The sequence below is a fragment of the Salipaludibacillus sp. CF4.18 genome (genome assembly GCF_051262595.1).
Taxonomy (GTDB): domain Bacteria; phylum Bacillota; class Bacilli; order Bacillales; family Salisediminibacteriaceae; genus Salipaludibacillus; species Salipaludibacillus neizhouensis.
Genome location: NZ_JBIMEV010000068.1, coordinates 1 through 19701, shown reverse-complemented (window position 1 = coordinate 19701; position 19701 = coordinate 1). Strand labels below are relative to the sequence as shown.

Below are 19701 nucleotides of genomic sequence, written 5' to 3'. Positions count from 1 at the left end.
TCCTGTGAAGGGTCTTTTATTCGTTTTTTCCTCGGTTGAGTGAACCACGCGAGTCCCCCACACCAATGCCAATGAAGCACAGAAGCGTCCCTTTGTTTCAGAAATTAAAACCTCCTGCGTCATCTTGGTGGTTCGATCTTGCACAGTGGCACTTTCAAACGTGCAAACAATCGCCATTGATATAAGGAGATATTTGGAGTGGAGAATAATAGTGCTAGTAAGTTAGTGAAAGAATGGATGAGGAAGAGCTTTATCGATGGATGGTGGCGAAGTGTCAGGAGTATGGTCAGCGGTTGAAAGGGGATTTGGTAAAAGAGAGTGTTTAGGATTCGAGGGGAAAGGAATGATTAAATTAGTACACTCGGATTATGGTGTGAACCATAATCCGGGTTTTTTTCATATTATGGAGGCATATGAGAATTATTGTCGAAGGAGTGTTTAAGAAGTAATGTAGAGTAGTAATTTTGTATGGAAATTGAAAGATGTACCTAAGTCTTTTACTAATTTATTAAAGATGAACGGAGTTAGAGTATACCTTAATGAATCTCCATTTACATATAGCGTTATCTAATAGAATAATATCCGATTTAAATTAATTTCTATCCACTTTTTTCAAGCTATTAGATTTTATTTGTAACTGTAATTGACAAAACAAGATACAAATGATTAAAATATGAATAATTCTCAAAACCTGTCATACTTACTAAACTTGTCAGTGTCCAACTTATCCAAATGAAACTATGTAAAAGAGAATACATGATTTTTTTAGATGATAATTGAATTAATAGAAGGAGGAACTATATGTTTGATAAATTAATGACTATTTCAGAAGCCGCTAAAATGTTAGGTGTATCAGCAAGTACTTTGAGAAGAATGGAAAAAGGCGGAATTGTAGAGGGATATGGGGTTAAAGTAATTTATACTCCGGGGGGACAACGAAGATACATTTTTGATGAAATAAAACATTTATATGCTCAACAAGGCTTTTCTGGGAGATTAGGATTCGGAAAAAAACCTGCCATTCTTATAAGAGATTTAACAAAAGCATTCACTAACTCTAATTCAAAGTTATCAATAGATCATCATCAAGTTATTGATAGCGCTTTATTAATTATTAGAAGTGCAAAAAAATATAATATTCCTGTAGTATTTAGTAAAACGATCTATATTGAAGATGATGAGTTTTCTAATTTGTGGGGGAGGAAATTCCCCTCTTTAAAAATATTAGAGAAAGAAAGTGAGTGGACAAAAGTTCATGATAGTTTACTTGGTGAAACTTTTGATTTGATGAATAATACCGTTTATATCAATGATTTTTTTAATTCTCCAGTAAATGATTTTCTAAAAGAAAAAAATATCGATACTGTCATTTTAATTGGGACAACGACAAGTGGTAGTATTAGGTCAACTGCGATTGAAGCATTTCAACATGGGTACCGTGTAGCCATACCAGAAGAAGCTGTTGGGGATAGAAATCAATCGATTCAAAATGCAACATTAATAGATTTGAATGCTAGATATGCAGATATTATCAATATAGATGAAACAATCAAATATTTTAAAAGTATTTAAGCATCAGTTATCATAACATGGCGGTCAACTGTTTAATGAGTGATTGCTATTTGCCATTTGGTGGAAAACTAAATCCTAAGAATCGCTGGGTAATCTTGTCCAATCTCATTCCGTGGTGATAAGTTGAGAAATGTTACAAAAACCAACTAAAGGATCTGACTTAAGGTAGGCAAGCCTACTCGGTTAGACTTGCTTAGGGTGCGTTAATCATTAAAGAACATCAAGGAACAAGTGACGTTGAAACGGTAGGACAGCAATGATTAGACGACAATCCCCACGGTTCCCATCAAGGTAAGCTTCTAATGGATGCAAGTTTGCAACAGCTGACATCACGTATCCGACAGATTTAAAGCTTTTGAATGAAGTGCGAGAAAAACTTAAATCCATGATTGATACGCTTCACACACCGTTTTGTGGCCAACAAAACAAACCGAAAGAAAGCCCGTAAAAACTATCTGTCTCTTACCAAACAGAAAAAGCAGATGTCTCAGACCAATACCCACCGCATTGATGACCGAATTGTTAGTATTTCTCAACCTAATGTACGTCTGTTTGTTCGTGGTATAACCCATACGAACGTGGATTTTGGAGCCAAATTTCTCTTAGTCTTGTCACCGGCTGGGCGTTCCTCAATACTCTGAAATGGGATTCGTATCATGAATGAAACGACTTACCAACTTCTGACGGAGGGTATGTGGAACGAAACGGCGTTTCCCTAAGGCTGTATTAACCGATCAGATCAACATGACTCGAGAGAACCGAAGGTACTGTCAACAAGGTGGTATTCGGTTAAGTGGTCCAAAGCTCGGTCGTCCACCTAAAGAAGAAGATAAAGAACAGAAACGGATCCGCCTACCAAGATGCGTCATAACGAAATACCATTGAAGGCAATTTCGGTGAAGTGAAACGCACCTATGGACTCGGTCTTATTCAAACGCGTCTAAAAGCCGTCATCTCTCTCCAAATACTCAATCTGAACCTCTTGAAAGCCCTTCGGGAGATTCATTTTTCTTATTAAGAAAATATCAAAATAAAAATAAGTCGATTCTTAAAATCGGAGAATATAAACTAAATATCTCATTATGTAAGTAAAGAAGAGAATTCTGGTTAATAAGTAAGGTACATAATTTTCAGAATATTCGAAATAAACCTTGACTTACTTATCTCCTGTTAGCTATAATTACCATTAAGATAAGTTTGGTAGCTTTGATTAGTTTTAACAGCTTCTTAGTTTATGGATAAGGGAGGTTCTTTTTAGTGAAAAAAGATGGTTTTAGGGTAGGATTAATTGTTCCAAGTTCAAATACGACAATGGAAACTGAAATACCAAAAATGTTAAATTCTAGGTTGGGACCTGAAAAGTTTACTTTTCATTCCAGCAGAATGAGAATGAAACAAGTAACAAAAGAAGAATTAAAAAAAATGGATGATGATAGTGTTCGGTGTGCATTAGAGTTATCTGATGCAGAATGTGATGTTTTGGCTTATGCCTGCCTTGTAGCGGTTATGAGTCAGGGTAATAAACACCATTTTTCATGTGAGACACGGTTATCCAATGCAACAGAGGATAACAATTTTCCTACACCTGTTTTGAGCAGTGCTGGTGCATTAATTGAGGGATTAAAAGTACTTGATGCAAAGAAAGTTTCACTTGTAACACCATACATGAAGCCTTTAACAAAAACAGTAATCGATTATATTGAGTCTTTTGGTGTAGAGGTTATTGACTCGATAAGTTTAGAAGTCGCAGATAATTTAGAAGTAGGAAGATTGAATCCTAAGAATTTAATTGAATTATCAAAACAACTTAATATTAAAGGTGCAGATGTATTAATTTTATCAGCGTGTGTGCAAATGCCTTCACAACCCGTAATTCAAAAAGTTCAAGATCAATTAGGAATACCAGTAATAACTGCTGCTTCTGCAACTGTATATCAAATTCTTAAAAACTTAAATTTAAACACAACAGTTCCTGATGCAGGTGAGTTACTTTCAGGGAAATATTAATAATTTTGAATGTCGTTTGATGAGGAGATAGGATGATGAATAATTTAGATGAAGATAATAAATTTTTTAAAGATAGAGGTTTTGGTAAATCATTAGGGTTAGATGGAAAAATTTGTTTTATTGTAGTTGATGTCATCAAAGGTTTCACAAATACAGCACATCCATTGGGAGCCGATTTATCTAATCAAATTAATAAAATAAATACATTTCTAAATTTTTGTAAAAATGAAAAAATACCAACGATTTTTACAAGAATTGCCTATGAAAACGCAGATTTAACAGACAAGGGAATCTGGTTTCATAAAATGCAAGGGTTAGAAACACTTATAGAGAATACAACGAATGTTGAACTAGACGAAAGACTAGATTGCCAGCAAGGAGATTCTATATTGACAAAGAAATATGCATCAGCTTTCTTTGGGACAGATTTAGCAACTAGGTTAACGACAAATAACATTGATACTGTAATTATATCTGGAACAACAACGAGCGGATGTGTTAGAGCGACAGTTGTTGATGCGATTCAATCAGGTTTTAGACCGATAGTATTAGATGATAGCTGTGGAGATAGATCGATAAAATCACATGAACAAAGTCTATTTGATATGAAACAAAAGTACGCTGATATTCTTTCTACTGAAGATTGTATGAATTCTATCAGTAAAACGAAAAAGGGGAGTCTTGAGCATGGGATATAGTATTGAGCAATTAACTAGATTATGTAAAGATGAATTAGAATTATGCGGAGTTAAACCTAATGAGAAAATTGTGATTGCATGTCAAGGTGATACTGGGAGAGGGTTTAAAGATGCATTTATTGCTGCAGCAAGCATGTTAGATGCTATCCCATTTTCGGTTGAATTTCCTGGTGCGTGGCGGGAGGAATTACCACAACATGGTAGACAAATGGTGAAAATAGATCAATACATTACTGAACATCCTTATGTGATGGAAACGTTAAAACAAGCAGATATCGTTATAGATATTACGGGAGAAGGGCTTGTTCATACAAAAGCTAGAGCAATTATCGTCGAGAATGGAGCGAGGATGTTAATGGTATGGGAGCATCCCGAAATTTTAGAAAGAATGTTTCCTCGAAGATCACTACGTAAACGAGTTGAAAAAGCAGCAGAAATGATTGATGAGGCAAAAACATTTCGTGTAACTTCTAAAAGTGGGACTGATATTTCGATGGAATTAGACAAACCAAGAATCATTCAACAATATGGTTATACGGATAAACCTGGTAGGTGGGATCATTTCGCAGGTGGATTTGTAGCTTTCTATCCAGTTGACCGAAGTCCTACTGGTAAAATAGTTATCGATTGTGGTGACATTATTATCCCAATGAATCGATATGTAGAAAATCCAATCACTGTAACTATTGATAAAGGCTTTATAACAGATATCTATGGTGAGGGGTTAGATACAAAGTTATTTAAAGGATATTTAGATTCGTGGAGAGATCAAGAGGCATTTGCAACATCTCATTTTGGATTCGGATTAGATGAAACTGCATCATGGGAAGCGATGCAATTTTATGGTAAGTCGACTTATGGTATGGATGCACGAGCTTATGCGGGCAATTTCATGTGGTCAACTGGTCCGGATGCCGGAGTTGGAAGATTTGTAAGAAGTCACTATGATATCCCGATGTTAAACTGTTCCGTTTATTTAGATAATCAAGTAGTTGTCAATGAGGGAGAAATTGTCATTCCTGAACTAATTCCTTATATGGGTTAATTTATTCAATCATTGCTGAATCATATCAATATGGAAATGACTTTGAGAAGTGTTACTTACGATAATAGGAGGTTATTTATGGTTGGTAAACATTCTAAATTATTTACTCCCGGGGAAATTGGCACAGTTCAACTAAAAAACCGTATCGTTAAAGCACCACAATCCACTGGTCTTAGTAATATGGACGGAACAGTTTCTGAAAGGTTAGTTAGATTTTATAAAGAAATCGCACGTGGTGGAACAGGGTTAGTTATTGTCGAGTACTCCTATATTGATAATGATGCAAGCAAATCTGCCTATTGCCAATTAGGTATTAGTGAAACCGAACACATTGCTGGGTTATCTTGGTTAGTTTCTGTTATACATGATGAAGGTGCAAAAGTAGGTATCCAAATTGAACATTGTGGAAGACAAAAGTTTTTAGGTACTCCCCCTATAAAAGCACCGTCTAGAATCCCTTGGCCTACTTTATATGAAGAGTCTGGTATTATTCCTGAAGAACTGACAATCGAAGAAATTAAAGGGATTATCGAAGCTTTTGGTGACGCTGCAAAAAGAGCTGAAATGGCAGGGTTTGATTTAGTAGAAATACATGCTGCTCATGGTTATTTAATTACAAACTTTCTATCTCCTCATACAAACAAAAGAAATGACCTATACGGTGGTTCTTTAGAGAATAGAATGAGATTTTTAATAGAAGTAATAAATAATATTAACAGTAAAGTAAGTAATGGTTATCCAATAACTATGCGAATAAATGGTACAGATTATCAAAAAGATGGGATTAAGATAGAGGAAACAATTGAGGTGTGTAAATTAGCGGAAAAATTAGGAATAAAAGCCTTTCATGTTTCAGGTGGAGATCACCACATGATGAATTATCAAGTTAGTCCGATGACTGTTGAAAATGGTCCGAATGTATGGGCAGCGGATCGTATTAAACAAAACTTGACAACTCCTGTGATGGCTTCAGGGTCTATTACGACACCTGATTTAGCTGAAAGTATTTTAAATGAAGGAAAAGCAGATTTTATCACCTTGGGCCGTCCATTACTTGCAGACCCTAAATTTACAAAAAAAGCACAGGAAGGAAGAACAGAAGATATCATTCCTTGTATTCGCTGCAATGATGGTTGTATGGAAAGAACGTTTTTTAAATTTCGTTCTATTCGATGTTCAGTGAATCCGAATATGGGCAGAGAAGGTGAGTTAGACATTGTTCCAGCTTTAAAGTTGAAAAATATTGTCGTCGTTGGCGGAGGTCCTGCGGGGATGGAAGCTGCTCGAGTAAGTGCACTAAGAGGACATAAAGTTACACTTTATGAGAAAGGTGAACTTGGAGGAGCGTTACTACCAGCATCTGCGGCAAACTTTAAATCGGATATTACTCAATTAATAAATTACTATAATGCTCAGGTTGAAAAATTGGGTATTAAAGTGGTGAAAGAAGAAGCAACGAAAGATATGATTCAAAATGGTGATTTTGATGAGGCCATTATTGCTGTCGGCAAGATTCCGAAGTTTAGTCATATAAAAGGGATGGATATAACAAAAACTATACAAGCAAACGATGTTTTGACAGGGAAAGTTAATACTGGACAGCGTGTTGTAATTATTGGTGGAGGAATGTCAGGGATTGAAACCGCTTTATTTTTAGCGGATCATGGACGCAGTGTGACGGTTATTGAACAGAGACTAGACATACTAAATGAAGATTTAATTACGTTCAAAACGTCCTATTGCGAAAAAATTGAAGAGAAAAAAGTGACCGTAATTACTTCCGCTGAAGTAAAGGAAATGAATGGCGAAGCTGTAACAATAAGCAGTCGAAATGGAAAGGAACAAGTTATTTCAGTAGACACTGTCATTATGGCAAATGGATTTACATCCAATCATACTTTATTCAATCAATTAGAAGAAGCATCTCTTAATATTTATCAGATTGGGGATGGAAAAGAACCTGGGAAAATTTATGATGCCGTTCATGGTGGGTATATGACAGCGCTTTTAATTTAATATAGTTTGAATGGGATACTTAAATTAGTTTTATTTAGGAGGAACTTATTATGGATAGAAAGTCTAAATCAACAAATTCTTCAAAAGTTCAAAAAATTTTAGAAGAGTTTCAAAAAGACCTCAATGAAGGTATTACTAATATTGGTATTTTGAATGATGAAGATCTATATAAAACAGAACTCGAAAAAGTGTTTGTCGGGAATTGGAATTATATGGCTCATGACACTGAAATCCCAAATACTGGGGATTATGTTCTTCGTTATATAGGTGATGATGCATTCATTGTTAATAGGACGGATGACGGTGAAGTTCAAGTTATTTTAGATATATGCCCTCACCGGGGGGCGAGTATTTGTAGAGCTGAGAAAGGGAATTCTTCTCATTTTCGTTGTCCGTATCATGGCTGGACATTTAAAAATAATGGAGATTTATTAGGAGCTCCTGCCTATAAGGAAGCCTATAATGGTTTAGATCGCAAAAAGTGGGGACTTACACATGCTCCACGTGTAGAAATTTTCCATGGATTTATTTTTGCATGTTTAGAAGAAAATGGACCTAGTTTAGAAGAATCCTTAGGTGGGATGAGTTGGTATTTAGACATGATTTTTTCCCTTCAAGATGAAGGTATGGAGGTACTTGGGGAACCACAGCGATATGTAATTAAGTCTGATTGGAAAATTGCAGCAGAAAATTTTTCGGGAGACGATTATCACCTTATGACTCTCCATAAATCAACTTATGATATTGGCGTAATGCAAATTCCTCTTAAGGAAAACATGAAAGGGTATCATATTCAAGCAGGGAACGGGCATGGAGTTAGCTTTTCTATTGATTTAGAGAGCGAAGATCCTTTATTTTTCTTTTATCCCGAAGAAATTGTAAAAACGTTCAATTTAGATAATTTGTCTGAAAAACAATTGGAGTTAGCGCGTGGATCCCGAGTATGTGTTGGGAATATCTTTCCTAATATTTCGTTTCTAATGCTTCCTTTAAGCCCAGATCCCAAAAATGTACCACCTACCCCTTTATTCACATGGAGGGTATGGCGGCCAATAGGTCCAGGTGAAATTGAGGTTTGGAACTGGTTTTTCATGTATAAAAACACAACAGAGGAATTTAAACGATCTTCCTATCGATCAGCGATGTCTACTTTTGGAATTGCTGGTACATTTGAACTAGACGATCCTGTCCCTTGGGAAGCAATGACAAAGAATGCGAAAGGCACTTTTGCTAAGAAAAATATGAAACTGAATCTTCAAATGGGTATGAATAACATAGGAAGTTCAAAACAAGTCACAGATTGGTCATTTCCAGGGATCGCATATTATCCACGTTTTGAAGAAGGAAATCAGCGACATTTTTACAAGCGATATTTAGATGACATGTTAAAAGAAAAATAAAGAGGAGGAAAAAAATGAGAGTTCCTATCGATTTGTACCATGAAGGAGTGGAGTTTTTACTTGATGAAGCAGAGTTGATAGATGATAAAAGATTTAATGAATGGCTGGATGTTATGACAGATGATTTCACTTATAAAATTCCTGTCAGGATAACCTTAGAAAAAGCAGCGGCTACAGAGTTCAGTGATCGTGCATCTCATATGGATGAAACGAAAAGCTCAATGGAAATGCGTGTACTACGTGCATACTCAGAATATAACTGGGCAGAAGACCCCGCTTCACGCACACGACATTTTTTAACAAATTTTAGAGGCAGTATGGATAGTAATTTGAAAAATCAAATTAAATTCAAAACGAATTTTCTGTTATATCGAGGTAAGTTTGATATGCCGACTAACCAGTTTTTGAGTGGGGAAAGACATGACACAATTCGCAAAATTGACGGGGAATGGAAGCTTTCGAAGAGACTTATATTGCTAGATCATGCAACAGTACCAATGGCTAATTTAGCTATTTTCATTTAATAAAGATGAGAGGTTAATAGATTTAAAGGGGGGAAAGGAAATGGAAGAAAATGATCGCCAGTTTAAAATTGCGAACGAGTTTACTTACATTAAAGTAAGTAAAATGGAAACTAGAAATGGTGAATTATTAGAAATAGAATCTATGAAAAGCGATAGAAAGATTCGATTGGATCCCATGCAATTAGAGAGTTTGACACTACTTAAATCTGAACATTTTTCTGAATTTTTTGAGTATCATTTTGGTGCTAAGGAATCTCCATCGAAGGAATAATCTGCTTGAAGGAGGAAGTATTATGCATTCAAAGGCACAAAGGTTTGAACATGTTGAACTGAAAGTCAAAGATCTTTCAAAGGCTTTAACCTTCTATAAAGAAGGTTTAGGTTTAGTAGAAATAGCTAAGGAAGATGGTGTCACTTACTTAGGATGTGGCTATGATAAAAACTATGATTTAGCCATATCAGAAGGTGGAACAGGAGTTTCCCACTTTGCTGTAAGAGTTGACAACGAAGAAGAATTAGAATATTTCTATAAAAAAATAAAAAATCTTGGTGTTCGTGTTGATCGACATAATGGAGTAGAACCAGGTCAAGTAAAGGGTATCCGCTTTAATCTGCCAAGTGGTATTCCAATGGAATTCGTCCTTGTCGCGGATAATAATTATGTGAACCCGTCTAAACCTACGTATTTCCGAAATGTTGCATCTTCGCCATTGAACATTGACCATATTAATTTAATGGCTGTTGATGTCAAAAAGGAAACTGATTTCTTTCATAAAATATTAAACTTTAAAATTTCTGACATTGTCGACCCCGAGATGGATGGTAAATATATGATGTCGTTCATGCGTTTTCGTGGTTATCATCACGATGTAGCAACGACAATTACAAAAAAACCAAATGATACGCTACATCATCTCTCTTGGACAATGGCCAACATCGAACATATTAAAGTTGCTTGTGATGTCCTTTCTCAATTTGATATTGATGTTGAACTTGGTCCAGGAAGGCATCCAATTGGCCCAAATTTATACGCCTATTATCTTGAACCCGGTGGGAACCGATTTGAGTATGTTGCCGAACAGGCATATTTAGATCCTGATTCACCAACAAAAGTATGGAGGAGTATGCAGGATACTTTAGACTCATGGTCAAAACTTCGAAAACCGCCGCAGAGTTTTATCAAAGGGATGTAAAAGGAGGATGAATATGGGACGTTTAGATGAGAAAGTAGCTATAGTTACCGGAGGGTGTTCTGGATTAGGGAGAGCAATTGCTGAGCAATTTATAGATGATGGGGCGATGGTCTGTGTCGTTGATAGATCTCAGGAGCGACTTGATGCAATGAAAGCTCAATTAGGTGAAAAATCACTTTTTATTCAAGCAGATGTTAGCTTAGTGAAAGATAATTTACGGATGGTGGAAGAAGTTATTCATTCATTTGGAAAAATTGACATTTTTGTAGGTAATGCTGGTATTTATGATGGCAATAAAGGAATAAATGAATTAACAGTTGAGCAAATTGATCGTGGTTTTGATGAACTTTTTCATGTAAATGTTAAAGGCTATATGTTAGGCGCTAAAGTAGTCATTCCAGAACTACTTAAAACAAAGGGGTGTATGATTTTTTCAGGATCTCATGCGAGTTTTTATTCTGCTGGAGGTGGTCCTTTATATACAGCATCCAAGCATGCTGTAGCAGGTTTGATAAAAGAATTGGCTTATGAATTAGCTCCAACGATTCGAGTAAACGGAGTTGCCCCTGGAGTTATTGGAACTACAATGGGAATGCCAAAGTCAGTTGGTGAAGATGTTCCCTCCATTATATCAGGTGTTGAGCAATCATTACCTTTACCTTTTATCCCTAAGCCAGAGGATTATGCGGACCTATATGTATTACTAGCTTCAGAGAGTGCAAAAACCATGACAGGAACGATTATTCAAGCGGACAACGGCATTGGTATTCGAGGACTAGTTAAACCATCTGGCAGTCTATAAAATATGAAAATATGTTGGAGGTAAAAAATGAGTAATCGGGATGTAAAGGAATTACAAAACTATTCTATCGAACATTTTTACGATGATAGAGACCTGGATCGCGCAAAGGATTCTACGACCGCTAAAGATGACTATGCTCTACAAAGGGTTCCAGGTGATTGGAGATTTGGAGCATGGTCGAGTGGCTGGAGCTGGATGGGGCTTTCAACAGCGCTAGCATATCCACTTACAGGGGCACTGCTGACATTTGCTTTTGGTGCAATTTCGGTCATGGTTGGCTTTCTCCTATCAATGATTTTGATAGGTTTTGGAGTCTTCTTTACATCGATGAAATCAGCAAATGAGGGAATTGGGAAAGATTTAATGAGTCGTTCAAGTTATGGATATAATGGTTCAATCGTTATCTCATTGCTGGTTGGTACCTATTTAGTTATTCTTTTTGCTCTTGAAACTTCCGTTATTGCTGCAGCATTACACGAGTATTTACCTATCCTCCCTTTCTGGTTATGGGTTGGAATTATTATTGCTGTCATTATTCCGTTAGGGATATATGGGATGGTTTTACTATCGAAAATTCAATTTGCGACTTTTTTACTTTATTTGATTGGAATTGCGTTAGTTTTTATTGGACTTTTCAGTGAGTGGTCTGAACTTACAAGTGCGGCTTTTGCAGATAAATGGTGGGAGCTAAATCCAAATAATGTTCCTATATCTTGGATGACTATTGTGAGTGCTACTGGAGCATGGTTGGGTGCGTTTGGTTTTATGAATATCTTTGCTGTTACTGATATTACGAGAATGACACGACGTAGAGAACGAAAAAAAGGTGCTGTCATTCAAATATTAATTAATACCGTTATAAATTCATTTATGATTGGAGCTATGGGAATATTTTTCCTTGCAGCTTCAAATGGAGTGAATCCAGATCCAGGGGTAACGTTTGTTTGGGTACTTGGACCTGTTGGTGTACTTCTCGTATGTATTACTCAGTTGAGAGGGAACGTCATGAATATGTATTTGGGTTCATTAGCATTAAATAGTGCTGTGTCTCAGATCACTAAAAAAACTTTAATGCGTTCTTGGTTTCTAATCCCTTTTGCTGTTCTTGGTTTTATTTTAGTAAACAGTTCGTTTCTTGATTATTATCCAACTATCGCGACGATTGCTGGGGTACTCTTTTCAGCTTGGGTCGGTTCATATTTTGGAGAACATTTATTGGTTCGTCCCTTTTATAGCATTCCAAAATGGGGTGAAATCCGTAGAGGATACCTCCCAGATATCAATTGGATTGGTTTCAGCTCGCTTGTCGTTCCAATACTTATTGGACTCATAGCATCTTTTGGTGTTTGGGGAGAAGGGTTGCAAGCAATGGCTGTGTTTGTATCATTAGTCCTTTCTTTTATTATGCCAGTAGTGATTGCAAGGATGCTTGGAAAAGAAAAAGTAGTGAAACAATACTTCGGAAGAATCCCGGAAGTGCCTAAAACAAATTCTGCTACAATGAATTGTTTTGTCACCGGTGAAACACACCACAAAAGTGACTTTGTTTTTTGTCCATTTTACGATGATAATTGGATTTCCTCCTCAACATGTGCTGGGGAGTTGAATTGCAAAAAAATGTGTCAATCCGATGTAGATCCAAATGAAGTCGCAAAAGATCAATCGGTTTGATAAAGACGGCTAATTAGGAATACTATTAATCTGTTTAATTGTATTCCTAACCTTTAAGTGATAACAGAAGGAAGATTAGTAAAGTTAAAAATATGTAATAAGGACTGATTTAATGATAGACAAACTTAAAATATCCATGGTGCAAATGGAAGTTACTAATGAAGTAGAAGGAAATGTTCAAAGGGCAATTGAATTAATAAAACAAGCAGCACTAAGCAAACCAGATGCTGTAGTTCTTCCAGAGAATTTTCATATAATGGGTACGAAAGACGATTTCTATAAAAATGCTGAAACTTTGGATGGGCCTACAATAACAAAATTAAGAGACTTAGCCAACGAATTAGGAATTTACATCGTAGCAGGGACGATGAAATTGAAAGTAAAGGAAGAAGGGAAGCTACGTAATATTTGTTGCGTAATCAATCCAGAAGGTGAAATTCAAGATACGTATAATAAAATACACACTTTTAACGCACAGGTAGGTGGAAGAAATTATTCTGGTAGTCAGGTTGAGGAAGCGGGCGATGAGATCGTTGTAACCAATATAAAGGGAGTTCCAGTTGGTCTTAGTGTTTGTTTTGATATGCGTTTTCCAGAAATGTTCCGAATCCTCGCATTGAAAGGAGCTAAAGTCATTTTAGTACCAGCTATTTTTATGCTTCATACAGGGAAGGATCACTGGGAAGTGTTACTCCGAGCTAGAGCGATTGAAAACCAAGTTTACATGGTGGCTCCGGCAACCTACGGAAAGTTCCCACCTCATGGTGAGTGGAGCTACGGAAGGAGCATGGCTGTGGATCCATGGGGATTGGTGATCGCTCAATCTTCAGACAAAGACGCAGTTGTTACAGTAGATCTTGATTTAAATTGGGTAGAAGATATCAGAAAAAGAATACCAACTCTCACTCAAAGACGACCAGATGTTTACAAATGGAACGAAATTGATAAATAATAGGAGATGTTAAATATGGATTTAGGTATTAAAGGGAAAGTAGTATTAGTAACTGCAGCGAGTAAAGGACTTGGTTATTCAATAGCTGAAGCAATGCTAGCAGAAGGTGCTAAAGTAGCAATTAGTTCGAGGAGTGAAGAAAATATTAATAAAGCAGCTGAACAATTATCACAATCTGGAAAGTATGAAGTATTTTCAACACCAGCAGATTTGTCTAAATCTACTGATGTTGATAGATTAATGGATCAAGTATTAAATCATTTTGGACATGTAGATATTTTAATCTGTAATACTGGTGGGCCAAAAACATCTGACTTTGTAGATACTACTTCTGAAGATTGGAAAATTGGGCTTGATATGATGCTAATTCCAGTATTAAATATGACTCAGAGAGTCATACCAAAAATGCAAGAAAATAAGTGGGGTCGAATTATTTTTATGACATCAACGTGGGTTAAACAGCCACGGAAAAGTGGTGTGATTTCGACAATGGCAAGAAGTGCAATTTCAGGACTTTCAAAACATCTTTCAAATGAATTAGCAAAAGATAACATTCTTGTTAATCAAGTGTTGCCGGGACCAACTTGGACAGATCGATCAAAAAATATAACAAATAGTTTAGCTGAAAAACGAAATGTCCCTGTTGAAGTCATTAAAGACGAGATAGCAGAGGAAATTCCATTAAGACGCTATGGCACAGCAGAAGAAATTGCCAATTCCGTTACATTTCTAGCTTCTGAAAAGGCCTCTTTCATTACAGGGGCATCTTTACAAGTAGATGGCGGTCAAATTAAGTCGACGGTTTAATGGTATAAACTTAACTGTTATGAACAAAAACGTCGCGATGAAAAAATTGAAAAAAAGTTAAAGTGGGCAGCATTCCTTAAGCAGAAAACGGATAAACCAGTTAATTCACATGGATAGACTAACAATTTAAGCCTTCTAGGACCGCCAGGTGTGGGAAAACACACTTGGCGACAGGGTTGGGGATTAGCGATCTATCAAAGATATAAGGTATCTTTTATTCCGATGGGAGAACTCATTAACACGCAAACCGAAGAAGTTTCAAGAAAATCGCAAACGCGTGATACGTATTCTAGGAACTAACTTAGTCATCATTGATGATTTGATTTTTATGACCATGGATAACCGAGAAGCAAGCTATTTTTTCATTTGATAATTTGTACGATCTTGCAATAAAAGATCCGGAAAAGTGGGGAGATTTTTAAGGCGACCAAGGAACTACTACCTCTATTGTTATATAAAGGATTATTCAATAATAGAAATATTTAAAACCAAGAGTTCGGCAATCGACTGTCGACAGAATACACTAATGTTTCCTAAAGTAGATTTATATCTAGGGAACAAAAAAGTACTTCCTAGTTACAGAAAATAAGGGTGTAGTAGGTAGAAAAATGCCTCAATAGCTCCTATATCAAAAAGTGACGCTAAATCATTCTTATATTCTAATGCGAAGCTTCAACCAGGTCATAGTACTTCAATGGACTTTCTCAAACAAGATAGTATGGGTTAAATAAAGATTATTTTAATAGACAATTGAAATAAATATAAAAAATTTATAAAAGGTTAGGGGGATCTTTAATGGTAAGATATACAATTGTTGACAAAGAAACTTGTATTGCATGTGGGGCTTGTGGAGCAGCAGCTCCAGATATTTATGATTATGATGATGAGGGAATTGCTTATGTTATTTTAGACGATAATAAAGGGGTTGCAGAAGTAACAGATGATTTATTTGATGATTTAGAAGATGCACTTGATGGTTGCCCAACAGACTCCATTAAAGTTTCTGAAGAATCATTTGATGGAGATAAAAATTATGGATAATTAACGATAAAAATAGTGAGAAAAGTGGAGTTAGGGATGTTAGTAGGATTAATAGGTATTCCTTTAGGTGTATCTGCAACTTATATTGTCTTATTTATTATTTTTGGATCTATGCTCGAACGTTCAGGTGCAGGGAAATTATTTATTGATTTAGCAATGTCTTTAGTTGGTAGGTTTCGCGGAGGTTCCGCAAAAGTATCGGTTGTTGCGAGTGCTTTATTCGGTACGATTAGTGGAAGTCAGGTTGCAAACGTGGCTACTACTGGTGTATTAACGATTCCCCTCATGAAAAGAGGTGGCTACAAATAGGAATATGCAGGAGCAGTAGAAGCGGTTGCATCTACGGGTGGAATGTTCTTACCTCCTGTAATGGGTGAAGTATCCTTTTTAATTGCTGATTTTCTGCAGGTGGATTATGCACAAGTCGTAATTGCGGCAATTATACCCGCATTACTTTACTTTTTTGCAGTATTTGTAATGGTAGACTTAAAAGCAGCTCAAATAGGAAAGGTTGCAAAAGTTGAATTAGATGGACCAAATGTAAAAGAAGTTATTAAAGAAAAAGGGCATCTCCTTTTACCATTAGTAGTATTAATCTTTTTACTACTTGTTATTCAATGGAGTCCACCATTGGCAGCATTTTGGTCTATCGTTTCTATTCCAATTACTAGTTACTTACGGAAAAAAACACGTATGAAAATAATAGATATCAGTGAGGCATTACAGCAAGGCGTGAAGCTATCCCTATTGGTTGCAGCAGCTACAGCCTGTGCTGGAATTGTAATTGGCGTTATAAATATGACTGGAATGGGGATGGGCTTACCACCAGTTGCCTCATATATTGTGTTAGCTATTTTGGCTGCACCTGCAATGACAAATTTAGGTGTTCCACCTATTGCTGCACATCTGTTTATCTTTTACTATGGTACACTTTCGGCTATTACTCCACCTATTGCGTTTGCTGCATATGCGGCAAGCGGGATTTCCGGAGCAAGTCCAATGAAAACAGGATTTGTTGCAGTGCGTCTAGCTTCGGTTGCCTTTATTGTACCTTTTATGTTTGTCTTTGGACCATCACTCATAATGCAAGGGACTGTTATTTCGATTGTTGTTGCTTCTATAACTGCATTTCTAGGAGTATATGCTTTAGCAGTTGCCTTGGAAGGGTACTTGAAACAGCATTTAAAAGTGATTTCTCGAGTTATATTAATAATCGGATCTATCATGCTACTTAATGTGGGGGTGTTAACAGATATTGCAGGTGTTATATTGATAGGATTAATTTTACTACTTGAAATGAAAAGAGAAGTAAATATGGAAAAAGACTTAAAGGTAGAAATTCAATAATGCTTAAAAATGAAAAGATGACTAAGGTTGTTAATTACGGGAGTCTTATCTTAAACTCTTAATCAAAGTATTTTTAAAATGACTTGATTGCCGGATTAACACTATTTGTCATGCTTATTCCACAAGGGATGGCCTATGTGCATGCCATCCTCGGTTATGGGGGTATAATGCTTCAACAATTCCTCTATTCATAAGCGCTATTCGCTTCTTCCAAACATTTATCGATTGGTCCAGTTGCCATATCATCACATCCTTACTTGTTTTCACGGGGGTCTCAGCGTATGTAGAACCGGGTTCTTCGAGTTATATTTCGTCAGCATTAGCTGGCAGTGATGGTAGGTCCCTGTAATAAGACCTCTTCTCGTCGTAATCCCATTTTGCTGCTCAAGCGTTTACTGATGCTTTTGGTTTTGCGAAATTTGTAGCTAATAAAAATAAAACTAAGATAAAGTTTGCACTAGAAGTTAAAAACATTGAAAACTTTGTTCAAGCACATATCCACTTTGGTGCACGAGGTGTAAACGGACCTGTAGTTGCGTTCCTTTTTGGGGCTGACCTAGTATTAGAGCGAGATGAAAAAACAGCAAAACTTACCTTCAAATCCCTTATTAACATCATCCTACAGTTGCATCTTATCAAGCTGTATATCTTGTCACAACCATTGTTTATGGGGTGGTTCTGGTTATTTATCGTGTTTACTTTGTTAGAAAAAGACAACCAAATAAACACAGTGGAAAAAGGGAAGAACTTAAAAATCAAGCAATCTACTAGTGCTGCAGGTATTTCAACTATCGCAAGTTGCGACGGACACGGAGAAAAAGCACCATCTATCACGTTTAACTGTCGTCACAACGCGTGTTGGTTTAAGCTGTTTTATCAACAGTTAATAAAAAGAACGAACTTAAACTATGAATGGAAGCTCGTTCATGTAAATAAGACAGATATCGCATTAGAGGCAGAAAGCAAGGATAATTTATGGAAATTAAAGGATGTACTTGCCGACACGTATCAAATGTCCAGATACTTTAGACAGTACGCACCTGCAATGATCAAGATTAAAAAGGAGATATTTGGCGGTGATTATAATAAGACTCGTAAGATAGTGAAGGAGATGGATAATGCAGAGCTTTATGGTTGGATGGCGGGGAGGTACCAGGAGTATGATCGGAGGTTGAGAGAGGGTTTGGTGAAAGAGAGTGTTTAGGGTTTGTGGGGAAAGGAATGATTAAATTAGTACACTGGGATTATGCTGGAAATCAGAATTCGAGTGTTTTTGCGTATTATGGAGATATAGGAGAAATTAATGTCCAAGGAGTAATGGCAGAATAGTAATGTTGAATGGAAAATAATATTACTCTTGTATTGCGTAGTAGACCAAATACTGTGCACAAATGTTTTCATTTTCAGGTGACTGTGTGAAATAATGTACTAAGCTAACGGAAAGAGTTAAATGGTGATTATTATATTTTGCGGAATGTGTAATAATGCAGCCAGCTTAAGGAATTATATTAATCTAGTACATATAAGCTACAATTAGGAGGATACTCATGTCTAAACAAAATAACTCTATCCAATCTATACTAAATAAAAAGTGGATTGTATGGGTCGGCATTTTAACGATCACTATTCTATGGGGCTATGCATGGGTGTTGATGAAGGCTTCGCTTGAATATATGGGGCCTTTCACTTTCTCATCGTTTCGATTTGGGGTCGGTGCCATCACTCTGTTGCTTCTCTGTTGGGTGCTCAAATTGGGACTGCCTCAGAAGCGATATTGGAAACATCTTTTGATTATCGGTACTTTGCAAACGTCCGTCGTTTTTTTGCTGGTGATGTTCGCCTTAATGTTTGTCGGTGCGGGCAAATCTTCCGTTTTATTGTATTCCATGCCCATGTGGAGCAGCCTGCTTGCCGTCAAGTTTTTAGATGAAAAATTAACCCCCTTGAAAACAGCTGGGCTGATGATAGGAATGATTGGCTTACTCACCATCTTAGGATGGGATATTTGGACCGGTCAAAGCGCTGAAATCATCATTGGGGAGTTATTAATCATTATTGCTGCCGTATCCTGGGCGATATCAAACATCTATTATCGCTTAAAGGTCCAAGAACTTCCCAAAATCCAAGCTTCCGCCTTTCAAATGTTATTTGGTGCTATTGGTATATTTATCGTCACGCTAATAATGGAATCAGGACAGTCTATTGAGATCAGCTTTCATAGTACATACTATATTTTGTTTACGGGAGTCCTTGCTTCGGCCTTATGTTTTACGGTGTGGTTCATGATTATGAGTGTTGTTGATATGGTAACCGCAACGATATCCACATTGCTTGTACCAATTTTCGGTCTTTTATTTAGCAGTCTATTGTTAAAAGAACAACTAACAATCGGGGTCATTATAGGATCATCACTCATTCTTATCGGAATCATTGTTGCGCAAATGAAACAGCCTCGTGTAAAATAGCGGATCATAATTGCAATGCACTATCACCACCTGAAATTTGTCGAGATTAATTCCTCGCTAAAAATAAGGTAGGATTAGGCTATTCTATCTCTCAAAATCCCACGAACACCTTATAAATGACAACAATTTTCAAATCTCCTCCTCCTTTTATGTCATTCGAG

Annotated in this window: 18 protein-coding genes and 2 pseudogenes; 19 read left to right on the top strand and 1 reads right to left on the bottom strand. The window is 36.5% G+C overall.

Annotated features, from left to right (window positions below):
• Positions 1–801: 801 nt before the first annotated feature.
• Entirely contained in the window at positions 802–1572 is a 771-nt protein-coding gene (locus ACHABW_RS23070) for an isochorismatase family protein (protein ID WP_435759008.1), read from the top strand.
• A 210-nt stretch (positions 1573–1782) separates the two neighbouring features.
• Here ACHABW_RS23070 and ACHABW_RS23065 read toward each other — a convergent pair whose 3' ends face one another.
• The gene (locus tag ACHABW_RS23065) at positions 1783–1959 is read right to left on the bottom strand and encodes a hypothetical protein (RefSeq protein WP_435759006.1); all 177 of its coding nucleotides are present in this window, start codon (positions 1957–1959) and stop codon (positions 1783–1785) included.
• A gap of 357 nt (positions 1960–2316) precedes the next feature.
• On the opposite strand from ACHABW_RS23065, the gene ACHABW_RS23060 reads away from it, so the two are divergent.
• The 18 genes and pseudogenes from ACHABW_RS23060 to ACHABW_RS22975 all read left to right on the top strand — a co-directional run bounded on the left by ACHABW_RS23060 (position 2317) and on the right by ACHABW_RS22975 (position 19540).
• Positions 2317–2457: a transposase gene (locus ACHABW_RS23060; protein ID WP_435759004.1), complete on the top strand. Its 141-nt coding sequence runs from the start codon at positions 2317–2319 to the stop codon at positions 2455–2457.
• Positions 2458–2829: 372 nt separating this feature from the next.
• Entirely contained in the window at positions 2830–3579 is a 750-nt protein-coding gene (locus tag ACHABW_RS23055; RefSeq protein ID WP_435759002.1) for a maleate cis-trans isomerase family protein, read from the top strand.
• A 32-nt stretch (positions 3580–3611) separates the two neighbouring features.
• Positions 3612–4277 carry an isochorismatase family protein gene (locus tag ACHABW_RS23050; protein ID WP_435759000.1) on the top strand — a complete coding sequence of 222 codons (666 nt, stop codon included), beginning with the start codon at positions 3612–3614 and terminating at the stop codon, positions 4275–4277.
• Complete coding sequence (locus tag ACHABW_RS23045; RefSeq protein WP_435758998.1) at positions 4267–5322, top strand: hypothetical protein; 1056 nt, start codon at positions 4267–4269, stop codon at positions 5320–5322. The genes ACHABW_RS23050 and ACHABW_RS23045 overlap by 11 nt, the downstream gene beginning before the upstream one ends.
• A gap of 78 nt (positions 5323–5400) precedes the next feature.
• A complete protein-coding gene (locus ACHABW_RS23040; protein WP_435758996.1) occupies positions 5401–7338 on the top strand; it encodes an FAD-dependent oxidoreductase in 1938 nt (645 codons plus the stop codon).
• A gap of 50 nt (positions 7339–7388) precedes the next feature.
• On the top strand, positions 7389–8738 hold the full coding sequence (locus tag ACHABW_RS23035) for an aromatic ring-hydroxylating oxygenase subunit alpha (protein WP_435758994.1): 1350 nt from the start codon (positions 7389–7391) through the stop codon (positions 8736–8738).
• Positions 8739–8752: 14 nt separating this feature from the next.
• Complete coding sequence (locus tag ACHABW_RS23030; RefSeq protein WP_435758992.1) at positions 8753–9262, top strand: aromatic-ring-hydroxylating dioxygenase subunit beta; 510 nt, start codon at positions 8753–8755, stop codon at positions 9260–9262.
• A 40-nt stretch (positions 9263–9302) separates the two neighbouring features.
• Positions 9303–9533 carry a hypothetical protein gene (locus ACHABW_RS23025; protein ID WP_435758990.1) on the top strand — a complete coding sequence of 77 codons (231 nt, stop codon included), beginning with the start codon at positions 9303–9305 and terminating at the stop codon, positions 9531–9533.
• Between the two features lie 22 nt (positions 9534–9555).
• The gene (locus ACHABW_RS23020; RefSeq protein ID WP_435758988.1) at positions 9556–10455 is read left to right on the top strand and encodes a VOC family protein; all 900 of its coding nucleotides are present in this window, start codon (positions 9556–9558) and stop codon (positions 10453–10455) included.
• Between the two features lie 13 nt (positions 10456–10468).
• Positions 10469–11257 carry an SDR family NAD(P)-dependent oxidoreductase gene (locus ACHABW_RS23015; RefSeq protein WP_435758986.1) on the top strand — a complete coding sequence of 263 codons (789 nt, stop codon included), beginning with the start codon at positions 10469–10471 and terminating at the stop codon, positions 11255–11257.
• A 27-nt stretch (positions 11258–11284) separates the two neighbouring features.
• The gene (locus ACHABW_RS23010; protein ID WP_435758984.1) at positions 11285–12928 is read left to right on the top strand and encodes a purine-cytosine permease family protein; all 1644 of its coding nucleotides are present in this window, start codon (positions 11285–11287) and stop codon (positions 12926–12928) included.
• 112 nt (positions 12929–13040) lie between these two features.
• Entirely contained in the window at positions 13041–13880 is an 840-nt protein-coding gene (locus ACHABW_RS23005) for a carbon-nitrogen hydrolase family protein (protein ID WP_435758982.1), read from the top strand.
• 15 nt (positions 13881–13895) lie between these two features.
• A complete protein-coding gene (locus tag ACHABW_RS23000; protein WP_435758980.1) occupies positions 13896–14687 on the top strand; it encodes an SDR family oxidoreductase in 792 nt (263 codons plus the stop codon).
• Positions 14688–15482: 795 nt separating this feature from the next.
• Positions 15483–15728 carry a ferredoxin gene (locus tag ACHABW_RS22995; RefSeq protein WP_435758978.1) on the top strand — a complete coding sequence of 82 codons (246 nt, stop codon included), beginning with the start codon at positions 15483–15485 and terminating at the stop codon, positions 15726–15728.
• A gap of 36 nt (positions 15729–15764) precedes the next feature.
• A pseudogene (locus ACHABW_RS22990) lies at positions 15765–17075 on the top strand (TRAP transporter permease).
• A gap of 406 nt (positions 17076–17481) precedes the next feature.
• Positions 17482–17619 (top strand): annotated as a pseudogene (locus ACHABW_RS22985) (CHRD domain-containing protein); the annotation flags it as partial.
• 105 nt (positions 17620–17724) lie between these two features.
• A complete protein-coding gene (locus ACHABW_RS22980; RefSeq protein ID WP_435758976.1) occupies positions 17725–18279 on the top strand; it encodes a hypothetical protein in 555 nt (184 codons plus the stop codon).
• Between the two features lie 343 nt (positions 18280–18622).
• Positions 18623–19540, top strand: a complete 918-nt coding sequence (locus ACHABW_RS22975) for a DMT family transporter (protein WP_435758974.1) — start codon at positions 18623–18625, stop codon at positions 19538–19540.
• The last annotated feature ends 161 nt before the right edge of the window (positions 19541–19701 follow it).